General features: G+C 62.3%; 16 protein-coding genes. 8 read left to right on the top strand and 8 right to left on the bottom strand.

Features of this window, described 5'->3' with window-relative positions:
* Positions 1-236: 236 nt before the first annotated feature.
* Positions 237-1601 carry a hypothetical protein gene (locus tag BLR35_RS03995; protein ID WP_090377703.1) on the top strand — a complete coding sequence of 455 codons (1365 nt, stop codon included), beginning with the start codon at positions 237-239 and terminating at the stop codon, positions 1599-1601.
* A 161-nt stretch (positions 1602-1762) separates the two neighbouring features.
* On the opposite strand, the gene BLR35_RS03990 is transcribed toward BLR35_RS03995, so the two are convergent.
* A complete protein-coding gene (locus BLR35_RS03990; protein ID WP_090377700.1) occupies positions 1763-2317 on the bottom strand; it encodes a GMP synthase subunit A in 555 nt (184 codons plus the stop codon).
* 144 nt (positions 2318-2461) lie between these two features.
* On the opposite strand from BLR35_RS03990, the gene BLR35_RS03985 reads away from it, so the two are divergent.
* Both BLR35_RS03985 and BLR35_RS03980 read left to right on the top strand, forming a co-directional pair.
* Complete coding sequence (locus tag BLR35_RS03985) at positions 2462-3565, top strand: aminopeptidase (protein WP_090377698.1); 1104 nt, start codon at positions 2462-2464, stop codon at positions 3563-3565.
* 72 nt (positions 3566-3637) lie between these two features.
* A complete protein-coding gene (locus tag BLR35_RS03980; RefSeq protein WP_090377695.1) occupies positions 3638-4129 on the top strand; it encodes an NUDIX hydrolase in 492 nt (163 codons plus the stop codon).
* Here the strand turns inward: BLR35_RS03980 and BLR35_RS03975 are convergent, their stop codons facing one another.
* From BLR35_RS03975 to BLR35_RS03965, 3 genes are all read right to left on the bottom strand, one after another.
* Entirely contained in the window at positions 4130-4792 is a 663-nt protein-coding gene (locus BLR35_RS03975; protein WP_090377692.1) for a class II aldolase/adducin family protein, read from the bottom strand.
* Positions 4789-5490 (bottom strand): HAD family hydrolase, encoded by a 702-nt coding sequence (locus BLR35_RS03970; protein WP_090377689.1) that lies wholly within the window; start codon positions 5488-5490, stop codon positions 4789-4791. Before BLR35_RS03970 ends, BLR35_RS03975 begins: the two co-directional genes overlap by 4 nt.
* Before the next feature lie 69 nt (positions 5491-5559).
* Positions 5560-6369, bottom strand: coding sequence for a cell surface glycoprotein (locus BLR35_RS03965; protein ID WP_090377687.1), 810 nt, complete (start codon positions 6367-6369; stop codon positions 5560-5562).
* A 360-nt stretch (positions 6370-6729) separates the two neighbouring features.
* Between BLR35_RS03965 and BLR35_RS20520 the strand changes: the two genes are divergently transcribed.
* The gene (locus tag BLR35_RS20520) at positions 6730-6867 is read left to right on the top strand and encodes a hypothetical protein (RefSeq protein WP_170830958.1); all 138 of its coding nucleotides are present in this window, start codon (positions 6730-6732) and stop codon (positions 6865-6867) included.
* A 155-nt stretch (positions 6868-7022) separates the two neighbouring features.
* Here the strand turns inward: BLR35_RS20520 and pan1 are convergent, their stop codons facing one another.
* Complete coding sequence (gene pan1, locus BLR35_RS03960) at positions 7023-8240, bottom strand: proteasome-activating nucleotidase Pan1 (protein ID WP_090377684.1); 1218 nt, start codon at positions 8238-8240, stop codon at positions 7023-7025.
* Positions 8241-8364: 124 nt separating this feature from the next.
* Between pan1 and BLR35_RS03955 the strand changes: the two genes are divergently transcribed.
* From BLR35_RS03955 to rad50, 3 genes are all read left to right on the top strand, one after another.
* Positions 8365-8643 carry a MarR family transcriptional regulator gene (locus BLR35_RS03955; RefSeq protein WP_090379650.1) on the top strand — a complete coding sequence of 93 codons (279 nt, stop codon included), beginning with the start codon at positions 8365-8367 and terminating at the stop codon, positions 8641-8643.
* 79 nt (positions 8644-8722) lie between these two features.
* The gene (gene mre11 / locus BLR35_RS03950) at positions 8723-10006 is read left to right on the top strand and encodes a DNA double-strand break repair protein Mre11 (RefSeq protein ID WP_090377680.1); all 1284 of its coding nucleotides are present in this window, start codon (positions 8723-8725) and stop codon (positions 10004-10006) included.
* Positions 10003-12687: a DNA double-strand break repair ATPase Rad50 gene (rad50, locus tag BLR35_RS03945; protein ID WP_090377677.1), complete on the top strand. Its 2685-nt coding sequence runs from the start codon at positions 10003-10005 to the stop codon at positions 12685-12687. Before mre11 ends, rad50 begins: the two co-directional genes overlap by 4 nt.
* On the opposite strand, the gene BLR35_RS03940 is transcribed toward rad50, so the two are convergent.
* The 3 genes from BLR35_RS03940 to BLR35_RS03930 are packed head-to-tail and all read right to left on the bottom strand — an operon-like array spanning position 12688 to position 13868.
* On the bottom strand, positions 12688-13128 hold the full coding sequence (locus BLR35_RS03940) for a DUF7346 family protein (RefSeq protein ID WP_090377674.1): 441 nt from the start codon (positions 13126-13128) through the stop codon (positions 12688-12690).
* A complete protein-coding gene (locus tag BLR35_RS03935) occupies positions 13125-13637 on the bottom strand; it encodes a DUF7322 domain-containing protein (protein WP_090379647.1) in 513 nt (170 codons plus the stop codon). Before BLR35_RS03935 ends, BLR35_RS03940 begins: the two co-directional genes overlap by 4 nt.
* A 51-nt stretch (positions 13638-13688) precedes the next feature.
* Positions 13689-13868 (bottom strand): DUF7331 family protein, encoded by a 180-nt coding sequence (locus tag BLR35_RS03930; RefSeq protein ID WP_394328353.1) that lies wholly within the window; start codon positions 13866-13868, stop codon positions 13689-13691.
* 139 nt (positions 13869-14007) lie between these two features.
* Here BLR35_RS03930 and BLR35_RS03925 point away from each other — a divergent pair, with 139 nt between their 5' ends.
* Positions 14008-16737, top strand: coding sequence for a DNA-directed DNA polymerase (locus BLR35_RS03925; protein ID WP_090377669.1), 2730 nt, complete (start codon positions 14008-14010; stop codon positions 16735-16737).
* Positions 16738-17027 lie beyond the last annotated feature (290 nt).

Below are 17027 nucleotides of genomic sequence, written 5' to 3'. Positions count from 1 at the left end.
CGTCGGTCGTGAGCGATACGTGGCTCGAGACGGTAGCAGTAACTGGTTGCATCACGTTACTAGCTTCGCTGGCGAACTACATATAGCTCCCACAACACTGGCGATAGTACCTAACACCGGTGTTACCGGTAGTAGACTGCAGGAGAGAAAGAGGTGTTGTTGAATACTCAACCAGTAAATCGCGTAACCAGTCGTATTCCCAACGATTATTGCCGCCCAGCCGACCGTATTTTGCAATGAACCGACGGAGTGTCCTCGCCTGGTTCGGAAGCGGACTGGTCGTAATTGGACTCGGGGGATATCACCAGCGACGTCGCCTGCGACGGTGGCCTGATCGCGACGCGTTGCACGCGGCACAGGAGATCGAGTATCCCACCGTCTCGCACCCCTCATATCTCCGTCCAACAGAATCTCATCTCACCGACGCGCTCGACGACCTCGCCGAGCGCGTGGACGCCGCTCGAGAGCGGTGGCCAGACGAGGAAGTCGAGGCCGACGACGAGGAATACATGGCGAACTCCGGCCGACGGTTCGAGCGAGCGAAGGCAACGCTCGAGGACCTCGAGGAACAACGAAGGACGTTCGAGGAACTCTCGGCGGCGGAACGACTCGAGGTTCTCGGCGACCTCCGAACTGCACTGGGCGGTGCAGAGCAGGCAGTTGCCCTAGCAGATCTCCAGCGCGGTGATCGCGACCGAGATGACATCATCACTGACCTCGAGGCATTGCGCGACGAGTACGAGACGGCCCTCGACGACCTGTCGTACGTTGCATCCAGTCTCTCGTGGGCCGCTACTGCGTACGGGGAACTAGACGAATGGCTGGACAACGCCCGCGGCTCTATTCGGATGGGTGAGCGATACGTTCACGGTGAAGGGACCATCGACACCGTCGAACCACAGTATTCGGCCGCCCGTGCAGCCAGTGCACGCGCCCGTCTCGCCGATGCCGACCGGTTGCGCGACTCGCTCGAGGAAACCGCACGAGAGAACACGACCGCCCACTCATTCGAGCAGGAACTCGAGGACGCGTACGAACGGCTCGAGGAGCGCACGGACACGGTTATCGAGCAAGTCGAGTTCGATATCGAGGACGGTGCAGACGAGGTGCGCTCTCACGCGTCCGAGATTTCGCTTCGAGAGTACATCGCGGTCCACGACGGACCAGACGATGCGTACGAGAAGGAGTTGCTCGCACTCGCAGTGCGTCGAAAGGTAGAACACCATGCGTATGCACTGATTCATTCGGAATTCGAGGATGCACCAGCCACGCAACATTTTGACGCTTCCATCCCCGAGTTCGACACGACGGGTGCGGACGTTCGCGATGCCAAAAATCGTGCCGCCGTCGCGTTCGACGACCGTATCCGCACAGACGGTGACGATCCGCTCGTTCGCCACCTGTGTGCGACGCTCGTAAAACGACTCGATCGACAGGAACGACGACTCGGCCGCCATCTCGACGCGATCAACGACGATGCGGCGGACGAATGGACTGTCGATCTCGAGCGAACGCGACTCCGATACCGCGAGATCGAAGAACTGGCGACGGCGATTCCGGCTGCGATTGCAGCCGCCACCGGTAACGCCGACCACGCGTAGAGGCCATATGCCGGGAGTAGACCACTGTGTAATTTCGTTCAAACGAGAGACAGAGAAACACGAAGTGAGAGATCGTTCGAATTCGTATGGAACGGTGTATTCATCGGGGCGACCGTCGAACGAGTCGCGGTCACGCCGAAAGTGACGTACAGCGGTCCGTGTCAGGCAGACTCGCAGATTTCGAGGAAGTTCTCGAAGATTTCGTCGCCCTCCTCGGTGTGGGCGACCTCGGGGTGCCACTGGACGCCGTAGAGGTCCCGATCGGTGTCGCTCATCGCTTCGACGTCACAGACGTCGCTTTTTGCGGTCAGTTCGAATCCATCCGGGAGTTCCTTGACCTCGTCGGCGTGGCTCGCCCAGACTCGAGTTTCGGGGTGCAGAGAGCCCGTCAGGGGATCGTCGTCGTCGACGACGTCGACGGTCACGTCGGCGTAGCCGCCGTACTCGCCGCCGCCGACGCGACCGCCCAGTTCCGCCGCGATCAGTTGCATGCCGAGACAGATCCCGAGTACGGGTACGTCGGCCTCGAGGTAGTCGGCCGACTTGCCGATCCGGTCCATGTCCGGGCCGCCGGAGAGGACGACGCCGTCGGCGTCGACGTCTTCGGGCGGCGTGTCGTTGTCGATCAGTTCCGTGTCGACGCCGAGGTCGCGAAGCGCGCGCTGCTCCAGGTGTGTAAACTGCCCGTGGTTGTCCACCACGACGATTCTCGTCATTGTGGGTCTATAGCCAGTCACCCGGTAAAAACGACCCGGAATGGGTTCTCGAGTCGGATGGACAGACGGGGAGTGAATTTGGTTTCAGTTTCACTTTCACCGCGTCTGGCCGACCTAGTTGTACACGTCGACCATCCAACGGGTATGGACGAACGGATCAGACGACACGCCGAGATTCTCGTCGACTACTGTACCGACGTCGGTCCCGAAGACGACGTGCTCGTTCGCGCACCGACCGTCGCCGAAGACCTCGTCGTCGCTCTCTACGCGGAACTCGGGGCTCGAGGCGCGCGCCCGCGAACAGAGTGGCTCAACTGGAGAGCGAAGCGAGCCTACGACCGGACGATCGAACCGGACGACTACCGAACAGCCAATCACGACCTCGCGGCGATGGCCGAGACGGACGTCGTCATCCTCATCAAGGCAGCTCGGAACGCGGCCGAGGGATCGGACGTGGACGGCGAGACGAAAGCCGCCGCCAGCCGCGCTCGCAAGCCCGTCCTTGAGCAGCGACTCGAGACCAGGTGGGTCATCACGCAACATCCCGCGCCGGCCGGCGCACAGCGGGCCGAGATGAGCACCGCTGGCTGGGCGGACTACGTCTACGACGCCATCGACAGGGACTGGGAAGCCCAGCGGGAACGCCAGCGCCAGCTAGTCGAGATCCTCGAGCCGGCCGAGGAAGTCCGGATCCGCTCCGGCGAGACGACCGATCTTCGACTCTCGATTTCGGGAATGGGAACGCTCAACGACGCGGGCGAGGAGAACATGCCGGGCGGAGAGGTGGCAACGTCGCCCGTTCCCGATAGCGTCGACGGCGAGATCGCGTTCGACGTTCCCCTGTTCCGGAACAGTCGCGAGATTCGAGACGTTCGCCTCGAGTTCGAGGACGGCGTCGTGGTCGACTACGAGGCGAGCCGAAACGAGGCGGCGCTTGAATCCATGCTGGAGACCGACGACGGTGCGCGACGCGTCGGTGAACTCGGATTCGGGATGAACCGCGGTATCGAGCGAGCGACGAACAACGTCCTCTTCGACGAGAAGATGGGTGACACGCTGCACATCGCATTGGGGAACGCGATGGAGGAGTGTGTCCCTGAAGACCAGCCGTTCAACGAGAGCGCGATCCACGCGGACCTGATCGTCGACGTCGGCGAGGAGTCAGTCGTCGAGGTGGACGGCGACGTGATCCAGCGAAACGGCGACTTCCGGTTCGAAGAAGGGTTCGACGCGGCCGGGGCGACGTAGAACCGGTCGTCCGCAACTCGAGGGTCTTTCACGTTCTTTATCAGCAGTTGAAACGAAACCGACGCGTTACGAATGGACGCTGGCGTTCCATCCGACGTGCCACGGGAGACTCAGACGATCCACGTTCCGCCCACCAGAGTCGAGTCGTACCGGGAGTGGGCAACTGACGGAACCGGGCTGACGGCCGCTGCTCGCGTCAGAGACTCCGACGGCCGGATCGCCCTCGTCAAGAACGGCTGGTCGGACGGCTGGATCGCACCCGGCGGTGCGGTCGAGCCGAGCGAAACGCCCGCCGACGCCGCACGACGCGAAGTGTACGAAGAGACGGGGCTCGAGGCGACGGTCGACGAACCGATCCTCGTTCTCGATCAGACGTACGTCTCCGAGGCCGATTCCGGCGTCCAGTTCCATGCGGAGTTTGTCCTGTTTGCCGCCAGCGCCGACGGACCGATCCCTGACGTCGACCAGTTGGGCGTCGATTCCGACGAAATTACCGCAGCACAGTGGTTCGAGACGCTTCCCGAGAACCTGCACGAGGACGACCTGTTTCGGCCGTATCTCTGATCACTGCCCGTAGGACTCGAACTTCTCGAGCACGACCTCGAGTTGCTCGTCCGACAGCGTCTGTGGTTCCAGCCCCGCGGATCGGCTCTCGAGATAGAGCCGTGCGAGACTCTCGACGTGGTGGGTGTTCTCGAGCGCGGTCGGGAGGTCGGGCGCGGTGACGACGAGGCCGTGGTTCTCGATGAGTGCGGCGGTCGAGTCGGCCGCGTCCATCGCGGCGACGATGTTCGCCGCGAGTTCGTCGGTCCCATAGGGGGCGTACTCGGCGACGGGGACGCGCTTGCCGACGGCGACGATCATGTAGTGGATCGGCGGCAACGGTTCGTCCGCGACGGCCAGCGCGGTCGCCCACGGCGAGTGGGTGTGAACGATGGCGCCGACGTCCTCGCGCCGGTAGATAGCCGTATGCATCGGCACTTCGCTACTCGGAGCCATCTCGCCGTCGAGTTGTTCGCCGTCGGCGTCGATTCCGACCACCGGAACGTCCGCTACGTCGAAACCATCGTAGGGGACACCGGTTGGCGTGATCGCGAAGGCGTCGGACTCGTCGCCGTCGCCGCGGACGCTAAGATTTCCAGTCCTGCCAGGAGTGAGGTCGGCCAGTTCGGACGCGTGATCGACGATAGCTCGACGCTCCGACGCAAGGAGATCCGACTCGGTCATACCAGTTCAGTTACCTCCGCCAGGGCATCTATCCTGTGGTCGGGCTCCCGGCGGCCCTCGAGTGACTCGGGGTCGTCGACGCCGCCGTTGAACAGTACGGTCTCGAGTCCGACCGCGTTCGCACCGACGATATCCGACGAGACGGAATTTCCAACCATGACGGCCTCCGAGGGCCGTCGGTCGAGTCGCGCCAGGGGAAGCGTAAACATGACCGAGTCGGGCTTCTCCCGGCCGACTTCCTCGGAAGTCAACAGCAGGTCGAGGGAGTCGGCGATCCCCAGTCGCTCGAGTTTCCGGAGCTGGATCCGCGTCGTGAGGTTCGTCACGATGGCGACGTCGACGCCGCGATCCTGGAGCGTCTCGAGCATCTCGACGGCGTCGGGGAACGGCTCCATCGCCTCGAGAAACCCGTCCCAGTACGCGTCACCGAGCGCGAGCGCGTCCGCTGGCTGGGGACGGCCGGTGTGTTCCTCGAGAGCACACTTGAAGTACAGCAGTCGTTCGTGCGAGGCGGCGGTGCCCGAGAGGTGGCGTTTCACCTCCTGGCGGCCAGTCTGGTAGAACTCCTCGAACTCGTCGGCGTCGAACTCGTAGCCTCGCTCTCGAGCAGCTTTCCTCGCGGCCTCCTTTCCCGCCCGGTTACACGGTGGGTAGGGATAGAGGGTGTCGTCGAGGTCGAACAGCACGGCGGTTACCATACGACGGTCGTCGGGCGGCACGGAAAAACGAGTACCGGTCCCGGAAGCTCGGGACTCGAGTAATCGCGGCTACTCGTCGTCCGAGAGGTCGAACCAGAGTTCGAGTTCGAACTCGTTGTCACCCGGTTCTTCTGCCGGAAGACCGTACGTATCGGCCGCGGAGTCACAGACGGTTCCGGATCCCTCGACGGTATCGAAGCCGGGGACGGTGAAGGTGTCGTCGACGAGCGTCGCGGTGGCAGTCTCACCCTCCAGCCCGGTCTCGAACGACTCGCCGCTGAGACCACCGTCACTGGTCTCGGTCGTCATCTCGAGTTCGGTCTCGGTCACACAGGTCGAGTCGGGGCCGAGACCGAAGAGCGGCCCGACGACCGCGGCCTCGATCTCGAAGACTGCTTCGGCCGTCATCTCGCCGGTGTCGGGATCGATCGTTCCCTGGAACCCGTCGGGTGCGCTCATCTGGACCTCGGCTCGATCCGCGTTGACCCTGTAGGAGGTGATCAACGGGATATCGGTGTCTTCGGGGTCTGCCTCCCACGTTCCGTCCTCGAGATCGAGGTCGGCGTCGATAACGAACGAATCGTCCTCCCACTCGACGTCTTCGGGTGCGTTCTCGGGCTGTGGCTCGTCCTCGTCGCTCTCCGGAAGGAGGATCGGATCGTCCTGATCGCCACCGAGTACGATCGTTCCCTCCTGTGCGTAAGCGGTAAACGAGCTATTGGCGGACGCCTCGTCATCTAGCGTGGTGACGCCATCGATCGCCGACCGCTCGTCTGCAGTCGCCGTCGTGCTCGCCATCCCGGTGGTCAAACCCGTCGCCAGGACAGAAACCAACAGGAGTGTCGCCAGACCGATCGCGAGAGCACGTGTTTTCGTCATGGATGCCCCACGTTCACATTGCGTCTCCGCTTCGACGAATCGTCGTCGTTCGCTCGGTCGATGCCCCCGTCGAATGACCACTGGCGAGAACTCTCGCCACCTCTGGTAATTATCATGTCTCTCGTAATCGTGCACCACGACCGCCGACTTGTACCTTTGTTACAGTACAGCTGTATGTACTCGCGACCGTCCATTCGGCGGCTCATCGCCTCACTACGACCGCTGTAGGGTAGTCGGGACGGCTCGAGAACGCCATCATATCACAGCCGCTCGTCCGAACAACGGGACGAAACGATGAACCGATTGACCGTTACTGATCGTTCCGGTACGTTTATACGCCGCTCGGCGGACGATACTCCCATGGCAGTCGATCTCAACGAGTTCAAGCATCCGTCCTGGATCACCGCCGCAGGAGCGATCACGGGCTATCTCCTCATTCTGATCGTGCTGACGGTCGCACTGTTTATCGTCCCGTGGCTCGTTTTCCTCGCGCTTTAACAGCGTGACCGCCGCGTCTCGCGTCGCTATCTCGTTTCTGTAGCGCTGCCCGCGGCCACTCGAGCGAGTCGCTCGCCGGCGGCCACTGTCGTAACTGAATTCCGTGAAGAACGGTAGAAACGGCAACCGAACCGAGAGCGACCTCCCGACAGGAGTTACGCGAACGTCTTCGAGACGTCCTCGACGTCCTCGGAGTCGGCCTGAACCTTGTCCCAGGCGTTGTAGAAGTCCTCGGTCCTGATCTCGGTGCGGTCGTCGCGGATGGCGAACATCCCGGCCTCGGTACAGATGGCCTTGATGTCGGCACCGGAGGCTTCTTCGGCTTCCGTGGCCAGTTCGCCGAAGTCGACCTCGTCGGCGACGTTCATGCCGCGGGTGTGAATGTCGAAGATGATCTCGCGACCTTCCTCGTTGGGCTTGGGGACCTCGATGAGGCGGTCGAAGCGGCCGGGCCGGAGGATAGCGCGGTCGAGCATGTCGAAGCGGTTGGTCGCCGCGATAATTCGGATCTCGCCGCGTTCCTCGAACCCGTCCATCTCCGAGAGGAGTTGCATCATCGTCCGCTGGACCTCGGCGTCGCCGGAGGTCTTCGACTCCGTTCGCTTGGCGGCGATGGCGTCGATTTCGTCGATAAAGATGACGGCTGGCTCGTGCTCGCGGGCGACCTCGAAGAGGTCACGGACGAGCTTTGCCCCCTCGCCGATGAACTTGTGGACGAGTTCGGAGCCGGCCATCTTGATGAAGGTCGCGTCGGTCTGGTTGGCGACGGCCTTCGCGAGCATCGTCTTGCCGGTCCCCGGCGGACCGTGTAGCAAGACGCCACTCGGCGGGTCGATTCCGACGTCGTCGAACATCTCCGGCTTCTCGAGGGGCATCTCGACGGTCTCGCGGACCTCCTGCATCTGGTCCTCGAGGCCACCGATGTCCTCGTAGCTGACGTCGGGGCTCTCGGTGACTTCCATCACGCGAGCGCGGACGTCGGTCTCGCTGGAGAGCGTCTTGACGATAGATAGCGAGTTGTTGACGGCCACTCGGTCGTCGGGCTCGAGTTCCTCGAGCATCTCCTCGGTGACCTCGGTCAGGGCCTCCTGGTTGTTCCCGTGCTGTTTGATGATGACGCCTTCGTCCGTGACTTCCTGGACGGTAGCGACGAACAGTGGGGACTGCTTGAGCTTCTTGTTCTCGTGGGTCAGTCGCTCGAGTTTCTGCTGGTACTTGTTGTTCTCGGCGTTCGCGTCGAGGAGTTTGTCACGCATCTCCTCGTTTTGCGCCTCGAGGACTTCGAGGCGTTCCTCGAGCGCCTGGATTTTCTCCTGTTGGGACGCCTCGTCCTCGTCGTATGGGAGGTCGACGTCGTCCACAGTGTCGGTCATCATCGTTGCTTTGGGGGTTGGTTCATAAGAGACTTCGGGTCGGTAGGGGTTCGCAGACTGTATAACTCATAAGCATTAAATAGAACAGAAAATATTATTAGCCCGTATTCGGAAGGGATACATGATGAGTACCTCAGAGCCCCTACGACAGGGAACGGACGATCCGGACGATCGCGGGACCTGGGAGGACGTCCGTGACCTCCCACCGAGCGCCAAACTGGTCGCGAAGGTCTTAGAGTACAACGACACGATGACCCAGCAACAGATCGCAGAGGAGACGCTCCTTCCCGCGCGGACGGTCCGGTACGCACTGAACCGTCTCGACGAGGAGAACGTCGTCGACTCCCGGTTTTCCTTCTCGGACGCCCGGAAGCGACTCTATACCCTCGACATCGACTGCTGACTCTCTCGAACGTTCGGCTCGCTTTACTTTCACACCGGTCGCGGAACTCCTTTAGGGACTGCCCCCGAACGATCGGTAGATGACGCGGGTGATACACACGGGCGACACCCACATCGGGTATCAACAGTACAACGCGCCCGAGCGACGACGGGACTTTCTCTCGGCCTTTCGCGACGTAGTCGAGGACGCAATCGAGGACGACGTCGACGCCGTGGTCCACGCCGGCGACCTCTTTCACGACCGCCGGCCGACGCTGGTCGACCTGCAGGGAACGGTCGACATCCTCCGGGACCTCCGGGAGGCCGACATTCCCTTCCTCGCCGTCGTCGGCAACCACGAGGGGAAACGCGACGCCCAGTGGCTGGACCTGTTCGCCGATCTGGGACTCGCGACTCGGCTAGGTGCGGAACCCGAAATCGTCGACGACGTCGCCTTCTACGGGCTGGATTTCGTCCCCCGATCGCGACGCGAGGACCTCGAGTACGAGTTCGCCCCGCTGCCCGAGGAAGCCGATCACGCAACGCTCGTGAGCCACGGCCTGTTCGAACCCTTCGCCCACGCTGACTGGGACACTGAACGACTTCTCGAGGAGTCGACGGTCGAGTTCGACGCCGTCCTGCTGGGCGACAACCATCACCCCGATACAGCGGAGATGAGTGACACGTGGGTCACCTACTGTGGCTCGACCGAACGAGCGAGCGCGAGCGAACGCGAGGATCGGGGCTACAACCTCGTCGAGTTCGACGAGGAAGTGACGATCAGCCGCCGTGCGCTGACCGACATCCGAGAGTTCGTCTTCGTCGACGTCTCTCTCGAGGCCGGCGAGGGAATCGACCGCGTCCAAGAACGCGTTCGGCAACACGACCTCGAAGAGGCGGTCGTCATCGTCACCATCGAGGGCGAGGGCAAGCCGATCACGCCCGCCGCAATCGAGGAACTCGCGATCGATCGCGGCGCGATGATCGCCCGCGTCAACGACCGGCGCGACCTCCCCGACGAGGACGAGGAGGTGTCGGTGAGTTTCGCCGACCCCGACGAGGCCGTCCGGGAACGCGTCCGCGACCTCGGCCTCAGCGACGCCGCCCTCGAGATCGACGAGACCGTCCGCGACGGCAAACTCGCCGACGCCAACGTTCGCGAGTCGGTCGAACGACGCGTTCGCGAGTTGCTCGAGGACGACGACACCGCGTTCGAGCCCGCACCCGACCGAGAACCGGGCGACGAGGACGTGACGACGGTGGCAGATCAGTTGTCGGAGTCGGAGTCGGAGAAGGAAGAGAACGAAGAAGTGGAGGTCGAAGAAGAAAGCGAGGAGCCGAAAGACGAACCCGCCGAACCAGCCTCGCTGGGTGATTTCGAATGAGAGTCGACCGCGTTCGCCTGCTGAACTTCAAGTGCTACGGCGACGCCGACCTCACGCTCGAGCGCGGCGTCACCGTCGTCCACGGCGTCAACGGCAGCGGGAAGTCGACGTTACTCGAGGCCGTCTTCTTCGCGCTGTACGGATCGAAAGCCCTCGACGAGCGCACGCTAGACGACGTGATCACCACCGGCGAGGAGGAAGCCGAAGTGGAACTGTGGTTCACCCACGACAACCGCGAGTACCACGTCGAACGCCGACTCAAACTCCGAGGTGACCGGGCAACGACGACGAAGTGCGTCCTCGAGACGCCGACCGAGACCATCGAGGGCGCTCGCGACGTTCGCCGGGAGGTGACGGAACTGCTGCGGATGGACGCCGAGGCGTTCGTCAACTGCGCGTACGTCCGTCAGGGCGAGGTCAACAAGCTGATTCACGCCTCGCCGAGCGACCGGCAGGACATGATCGACGACCTCCTGCAACTCGGCGCGCTCGAGGAGTACCGCGAACGGGCCAGCGACGCCCGACTGGGGGTCAAGTCCGTCCTCGACGGCCAGCAGGAAGTCCTCGAGGACGTCCGCAAGCAGGTCGAAGAGAAAGAAGCGGCGAATCTTCACGAGCGGCTCAACGACCTCGAGTCCAGGCGCGCCGAGATCACCGAGCAGATCGATCACTACGACTCCCAGCGCGAAGAGGCGCGGAAGACGCTCGAGACCGCGCGAGAAGTCCTCGAGCGCCACGAAGAGACCCGAGAGGAGATCGGCGACCTCGAGAAAGAGATCGAGGAGATTCGCTCGAAGATCGAGGAGACCGAACGTAAACGCGAGGACGCGAAGGAAGCGATTCGTGAACTCGAGGCCGAACGCGAGGAACTCGCCGAGGAACGGACGGAACTGCTCGCCGAGGTCGACGGCGACCTCGACGGTGACGACCGAAGCGAAGCGATCGAGACCGCGATCGACGACCTCGAGAGCCGAGACGAAGAGCTTCGAGACGACCTCGAGGACGTCAAGATCGCGATCGAGACGAAAAGCGGCGAGCGCGACCGACTCGTCGAGGAAGCCGACGACCTCGAACAGCAGGCCGAAGAAGCACGCGAACGGGCCGACAACCTGACCGAGAAACTCGAGGAAGACGAGGAAGCGATCGAGGACCGCGAGACGAAACTCGAGGAACTCGAGGACGAGATTGCGACTGCCCGCGAACGGTTCGAGGACGCACCGATCGAGTTCGGCGAGGCGGCCTCCCACCTCGAGGCACTCGAGGCCGACCGCGACGAGCTAACCGACGAAATCGGGGATCTCACCGCCGACGTCAGAGCCGTCGAGAACGCCATCGAGGAGGGCGAACGCCTGCTCGAGGAGGGGAAGTGTCCCGAGTGTGGCCAGCCCGTCGAGGACTCGCCCCACGTCGAACTCGACGACAAACGCGAGGAGCTCGCGGAACTCGAGTCGGAACTCGAGAGCCTGGAAGACGAACGCGACGACCTCGAGGACCGAATCGAGGACGCGGAGACCCTTCGCGAGGCCGAACGCCGCGTCGAACGGCTCGAGGACAACCGCGACAACGTCGAACAGTTGCTCGAAGAGAAACGCGAGACGATCGCCGACCGCCGGAGTCAGCGCGACGAACTACGCGAGGACGCCGAGGAGTACGAGAACGAGGCCGCCGAGAAACGCGACGAAGCCGATGCTCTCGAGGACGAGATCGACGAGAAGCGAGCCGCCCTCGGCGAGATCAACGCCGAACGCAGCGATATCAAGGACTCGCTCGAGACGCTTCGGCGCGTGAGCGAGATCGGCGACGAGCGCGAGGAACTCGCAGGCGAGATCGAGAACCGGCGCGAACGCCGCGCTGACTGGCAGGAACTCAACGACGAACGTCGCGACCAGCTCTCGGACAAACGCGACCGCAAACGCGATCTCGAGGAGGAGTTCGACGAGGAACGCGTCGAGACGGCCCGTGAGGACGAGAAAAACGCCAAAGAGTACATCGAGAAAGTCGACGCGAAACTCGAGGAACTCGAGGCCGACCGCGACGAGATCCAGGGGAAAATCGGCGGCGTCGAGGAGAAACTCGAGGAACTCGAGCGGCTTCGCGACCGGCTCGAGGCGCTCGAGGAACGCTGTGAGCGACTCGAGTCGCTGTACGACGAGGCCGAGACGCTCCAGACGACTTACGGCGAGTTGCGCTCGGAGCTTCGACAGCGCAACGTCGAGACCTTAGAACGGCTGCTCAACGAGACGTTCGAACTGGTCTATCAGAACGACTCTTACGCCGCGATCGAACTCGACGGCGACTATCGGCTGACGGTCTACCAGAAAGACGGCGAGACCTTAGAGCCCGAACAGCTCTCCGGCGGCGAGCGGGCGCTGTTCAACCTCAGCCTGCGGTGTGCGATCTACCGCCTGCTCGCGGAGGGGGTCGAGGGAACGGCACCGATGCCGCCGCTGATTCTGGACGAACCGACCGTCTTCCTCGATTCCGGCCACGTCACGCAACTCGTCTCGCTGGTCGAGTCGATGCGCGACCTGGGCGTCGAACAGATCGTCGTCGTCAGCCACGACGAGGAACTCGTCGGCGCGGCCGACTCGCTCGTGCGGGTCGAAAAGGACGCGACCTCGAACCGCTCGCGACTCGAGCGCGGCGAACCGCCCGAGGCGGAGTTGCTCGCGTCGGATTGACTAGTCGGCTTCGTCGTCGACGGTATTTCGAATCGCCTCGAGCGCTCGCTCACACGTCTCGGTGACACGATAGCCACGTTCGCCGGCGACCTCGGTTTCCTCAAGCAAGCCGGCAGCCGTGAGGACGGTCAGTCGTCCGTGGAGGTCGCTCTCGCAGAGGTCGTACTCGTCGAGCAGCGTTCGAACGCCGAGCGTCCCGCGGTTCTCGAGTTCGACCAGCAGACCGAGCGTCTTCTCGTCGTGGACGTTCGTCAGGAGGGTTCGAACCGGGTCGTCGATCGTTTCGGCCGCCGTCTCGAGACCGGACGCCTCTATGAACTCGAGGCGGTCGTTCTGGATGTAACACTCGTCGCCAGTTTCGGGGTTGCGGACGAGACTCGCGCTTTCGGAGCGTTTCACGAGCAGGTACTGGTTGCCTCGGTCGTCTCGAACTGGGTTCATGGGTCGGTGTCGTCTGGATTCTCGGCTGGCGTGGATTCCGTAGTGGAATCGTGCCCGTCGGCGTCGACTTCGGCTTCGGACTCGGCGTTCGCTTCGTCGTTTCCGTCCGTCGGTTCGGACTCCAGCGAGTCGGAATCGAATGTCAGGTATCGGCGGATAGCGAAGGCAACGAGGACGATTCCGCCGCCGATCAGCCAGGCGGCGTAGGTCGTGTTCCCCTCGAATAGCAGAAATAGGATGCCGAGAGCGAGGGCGAAAACTGCAGCGTTGACCACGAGTACGAGCGCCCAGAAGGTCTTCGCGAGTTCGGGTGGGACGTCGGTCTCGGGAGTAGCGACCTCTGGAGGACTCACCGTCGGCAACTGTGCTGGATCCCACTCCGACTCCGACTCCGACTCGGGTGTGACGTCGGGAATCGTCAGCGAGTCGCTGTCGGGATCCCGGAACTCGGCCTCCGGATCGTACTCTTCGGGTTCGTCTGGCTCGTGGTCGCTCCCCTCGAATACCACACGGGAGACGAGGGCCACCGGAAAGAAAAGGATTCGCGTTCGACGTCAGGATCAGGCCAGTTCCTCGAGGGTCAGCGTCCGCGACGTTTCCACCCACGCGAGGGGGTTTTCGGCGTCATAGAAGACGACGCCTTCCTCGGTCTCGTAGGACTCGATCGTCGCAGTTCCCTCGGGTTCACTGCTCGGCTCGCGTCGATCCGTCGTTTCGTCGTCGTTTAGGGGGGGAGACATGTCGATCACCTCATCACTTGTTATGTGTTACCACACTATATGTCTTGTTGCTTCCGCAGTACTGTATGGTACCCGCTGTCTTGTAACCGCGTCGGTGGATTGCAGGGGTTTTTATTCGGTGGCTCCAAACTCCGTTACCATGACCGAGCCGGGCCAGGCCGGACTCACGGCGTTTTCGTCGTCGCCGGAGTCCGCGGACGAGGAGAGACCCGACGAAGAGGCAGTTGCAGTCGCCGGCGCGAGTGCCGACGGTGGCGTCGAGGTGATCGACGTCGTCGAGGAGACGCTTCCGGAACCCGACGGCGAACTCGAACTCGCCGTCATGCAGGTCGACTACACGGTCGCCGGCTACGGAGCCGAGGAACAGCCGATCATCCACGTCTTCGGGCGGACGCCGGATGGCACCCTCGAGCACGTCCAGGTAGTCGATTTCAAACCGTACTTCTACGCGCCGACGGAGACGCTCGAGCGGCCACCAGAGGAGGAGTACGACCGGCTGACGGGGAGCCGCGAGAAGGACCGAAACGGCGAACACTACGAGAGTATCCGTGGCGAGAAACTGACCCGTATCTTTGGCCAGACGCCACGCGACGTCGGACAGGTCCGTGACGACTTCGAACACTACGAGGCGGACATTCTCTTCCCGAACCGCTTTCTGATCGACAAGGACGTCCGTAGCGGCATCCGTATCCCGGAACGCCGCGCCGAAGACGACTCGCTGGTGATCCACCACGAGGAGGTCGAACCGACCGACGTCGACGCCGAACCGCGCGTCTGTATGTTCGACATCGAGGTCGACGACCGCTCCGGATTCCCAGAAGACGGCGAAGAGAAGATCCTCTGTCTCACGAGTCACGATTCCTATCTTGACGAGTACATTATGTGGGTCTGGGAGGCCGACGAGGGCGACGGCGAGATTCCGACCGAAATCGAGGGGTACGACCCGATCGAGGGCGAGATCGACCACGAGGTCCGGGCCTTCGAGGAGGAAGAAGCGATGCTCGAGGCCTTTATCGACTACGTCGACGAGACCGACCCCGACGTGCTGACGGGCTGGAACTTCGAGGACTTCGACGCTCCCTACTTCCTCGATCGGCTCGAGGAACTCCAGGGCGGCCACGATTACAACCTCGAGATCGACCGACTCTCTCGAGTCGACGAGGTCTGGCGGAGCAACTGGGGCGGTCCGGACGTCAAGGGACGGGTCGTCTTCGACCTCCTGTACGGGTATCAGCGGATGGTCTTCTCGGAACTGGACTCCTACCGACTCGACGCTGTCGGCGAGGAAGAACTCGGCGTCGGCAAGGAGCGATACGCCGGCGACATCGGTGATCTCTGGGAGGACGACCCCACCCGGTTACTCGAGTACAACCTCCGGGACGTCGAACTCTGTGTCGAACTCGACCGTCAGCAGGCGATCATCGCCTTCTGGGACGAGGTGCGGTCGTTCGTCGGCTGCAAGTTAGAGGATGCGCCCACGCCAGGTGACGCGGTCGACATGTACGTCCTCCACCAGGCCTACGGCGAGTTCGCGCTGCCCTCGAAAGGCCAGCAGGAAGCCGGTGAGGAGTACGAGGGCGGTGCCGTCTTCGAGCCGATCACGGGCGTCAAGGAGAACGTCACCGTGCTCGACCTGAAGTCGCTGTACCCGATGTGTATGGTGACGACTAACGCAAGCCCAGAGACGAAGGTCGATCCCGAGGCGTACGACGGCGAGACCTACGAAGCGCCGACGGGGACCCACTTCCGGAAGGAACCGGACGGGGTCAACCGGGAGATGATCGAAGAACTGCTCGCCGAGCGCGAGGAGAAGAAGGAACTCCGGGACGAACACGAACCCGGTTCTCCCGAATACGAGCAGTACGACCGCCAGCAAGGAGCTGTAAAGGTTATTATGAACTCTCTGTATGGCGTGTCGGGATGGGAACAGTTCAGGCTGTACGATAAAGAGGCAGCATCTGCGATCACTGCCACTGGCCGCGAAGTGATCGAATTTACCGAGACTGCTGCAAAAGAGCTGGATTATCAGGTTACGTATGGTGATACCGACAGCGTGATGCTCGAGCTCGGCGACGGCATCCCGAAGGAAGAAGCCATCGAGACCTCCTTCAAGATCGAGGAGCACATCAACAACCGGTACGACGACTTCGCTCGAGAGGATCTGAACGCGGAGGAACACCGCTTCCAGATCGAGTTCGAGAAGCTCTACCGGCGGTTCTTCCAGGCGGGCAAGAAGAAACGCTACGCCGGACACATCACCTGGAAGGAAGGAAAGGACGTCGACACGATCGACATCGTCGGCTTCGAGTACCAGCGGTCGGACATCGCGCCGATCACCAAGGACGTCCAGCATCGGGTTATCGAGATGATCGTCAAGGAAGGCGACGTCGAAGGTGCCAAGGAGTACGTCAACGGCGTCATCGAGGACGTCCTGGCCGGCGAGGTGAGCCTCGAGAACATCGCCATCCCGGGCGGCATCGGCAAGCGACTGGACAACTACGACACGGACACGGCCCAGGTCCGGGGTGCGAAGTACGCGAACCTCCTGCTCGAGACCAACTTCCAGCGCGGGAGCAAACCCAAGCGACTCTATCTGGATCGGATCGACCCCGCCTTCTTCCGTCGGATGGAGAACGAGGAAGGGTTCGACCCCCAGCGTGACCCCCTCTACGGCGCATTCAAGCGCGACCCAGACGTCATCTGCTTCGAGTACGAAGACCAGATTCCCGACGAGTTCGAGATCGACTACGACAAAATGCTCGAGAAGACCCTGAAGGGACCGATCGAACGCATTCTCGAGGCGCTCGACATCTCGTGGGAGGAAGTCAAGAGTGGGCAAGAGCAGACGGGCCTCGATAGCTTCATGTAACCTGTGGGATCGTCTCGATCTCTCTCGTTCTGCTGGTACCTCTCGAACTCGGTAGCGACGAAGACGACGAACCGATGGCCACAGTATCTGACTGCCGGAATTACATTCCGCTTCCAGTAGAATTTACTCCGTTCGAACCGTCCCCTCGAACGACGGGTTTATAAGTATTTCCGGGAACCGGTTCGGGTTTCCAGTTCTGTAGCTGTTCGAGAGTGAACCGGAGTTCCCATTTTGGAAAATTATTTTGAGAATAGAATACCGTATCCAATTGGATACGAAACCGTTATCAG

Source organism: Natronobacterium texcoconense (genome assembly GCF_900104065.1).
Lineage (GTDB): Archaea > Halobacteriota > Halobacteria > Halobacteriales > Natrialbaceae > Natronobacterium > Natronobacterium texcoconense.
The sequence above is the reverse complement of the archived record's forward strand: the minus strand, read 5'-3'. Positions and strand labels throughout refer to the sequence as shown.

What these genes read in the sequence shown, in the direction of transcription:
- BLR35_RS03995 (WP_090377703.1), top strand. Translation starts at nt 237, where the DNA reads ATGAACCGACGGAGTGTCCTCGCCTGGTTCGGAAGCGGACTGGTCGTA.
- BLR35_RS03930 (WP_394328353.1), bottom strand. Translation starts at nt 13,868, where the DNA reads ATGTCTCCCCCCCTAAACGACGACGAAACGACGGATCGACGCGAGCCG.
- BLR35_RS03940 (WP_090377674.1), bottom strand. Translation starts at nt 13,128, where the DNA reads ATGAACCCAGTTCGAGACGACCGAGGCAACCAGTACCTGCTCGTGAAA.
- BLR35_RS03990 (WP_090377700.1), bottom strand. Translation starts at nt 2,317, where the DNA reads ATGACGAGAATCGTCGTGGTGGACAACCACGGGCAGTTTACACACCTG.
- BLR35_RS03965 (WP_090377687.1), bottom strand. Translation starts at nt 6,369, where the DNA reads ATGACGAAAACACGTGCTCTCGCGATCGGTCTGGCGACACTCCTGTTG.
- pan1 (WP_090377684.1), bottom strand. Translation starts at nt 8,240, where the DNA reads ATGACCGACACTGTGGACGACGTCGACCTCCCATACGACGAGGACGAG.
- BLR35_RS03975 (WP_090377692.1), bottom strand. Translation starts at nt 4,792, where the DNA reads ATGACCGAGTCGGATCTCCTTGCGTCGGAGCGTCGAGCTATCGTCGAT.
- mre11 (WP_090377680.1), top strand. Translation starts at nt 8,723, where the DNA reads ATGACGCGGGTGATACACACGGGCGACACCCACATCGGGTATCAACAG.
- BLR35_RS03970 (WP_090377689.1), bottom strand. Translation starts at nt 5,490, where the DNA reads ATGGTAACCGCCGTGCTGTTCGACCTCGACGACACCCTCTATCCCTAC.
- BLR35_RS03955 (WP_090379650.1), top strand. Translation starts at nt 8,365, where the DNA reads ATGAGTACCTCAGAGCCCCTACGACAGGGAACGGACGATCCGGACGAT.
- BLR35_RS03980 (WP_090377695.1), top strand. Translation starts at nt 3,638, where the DNA reads ATGGACGCTGGCGTTCCATCCGACGTGCCACGGGAGACTCAGACGATC.
- BLR35_RS20520 (WP_170830958.1), top strand. Translation starts at nt 6,730, where the DNA reads ATGGCAGTCGATCTCAACGAGTTCAAGCATCCGTCCTGGATCACCGCC.
- BLR35_RS03925 (WP_090377669.1), top strand. Translation starts at nt 14,008, where the DNA reads ATGACCGAGCCGGGCCAGGCCGGACTCACGGCGTTTTCGTCGTCGCCG.
- BLR35_RS03985 (WP_090377698.1), top strand. Translation starts at nt 2,462, where the DNA reads ATGGACGAACGGATCAGACGACACGCCGAGATTCTCGTCGACTACTGT.
- rad50 (WP_090377677.1), top strand. Translation starts at nt 10,003, where the DNA reads ATGAGAGTCGACCGCGTTCGCCTGCTGAACTTCAAGTGCTACGGCGAC.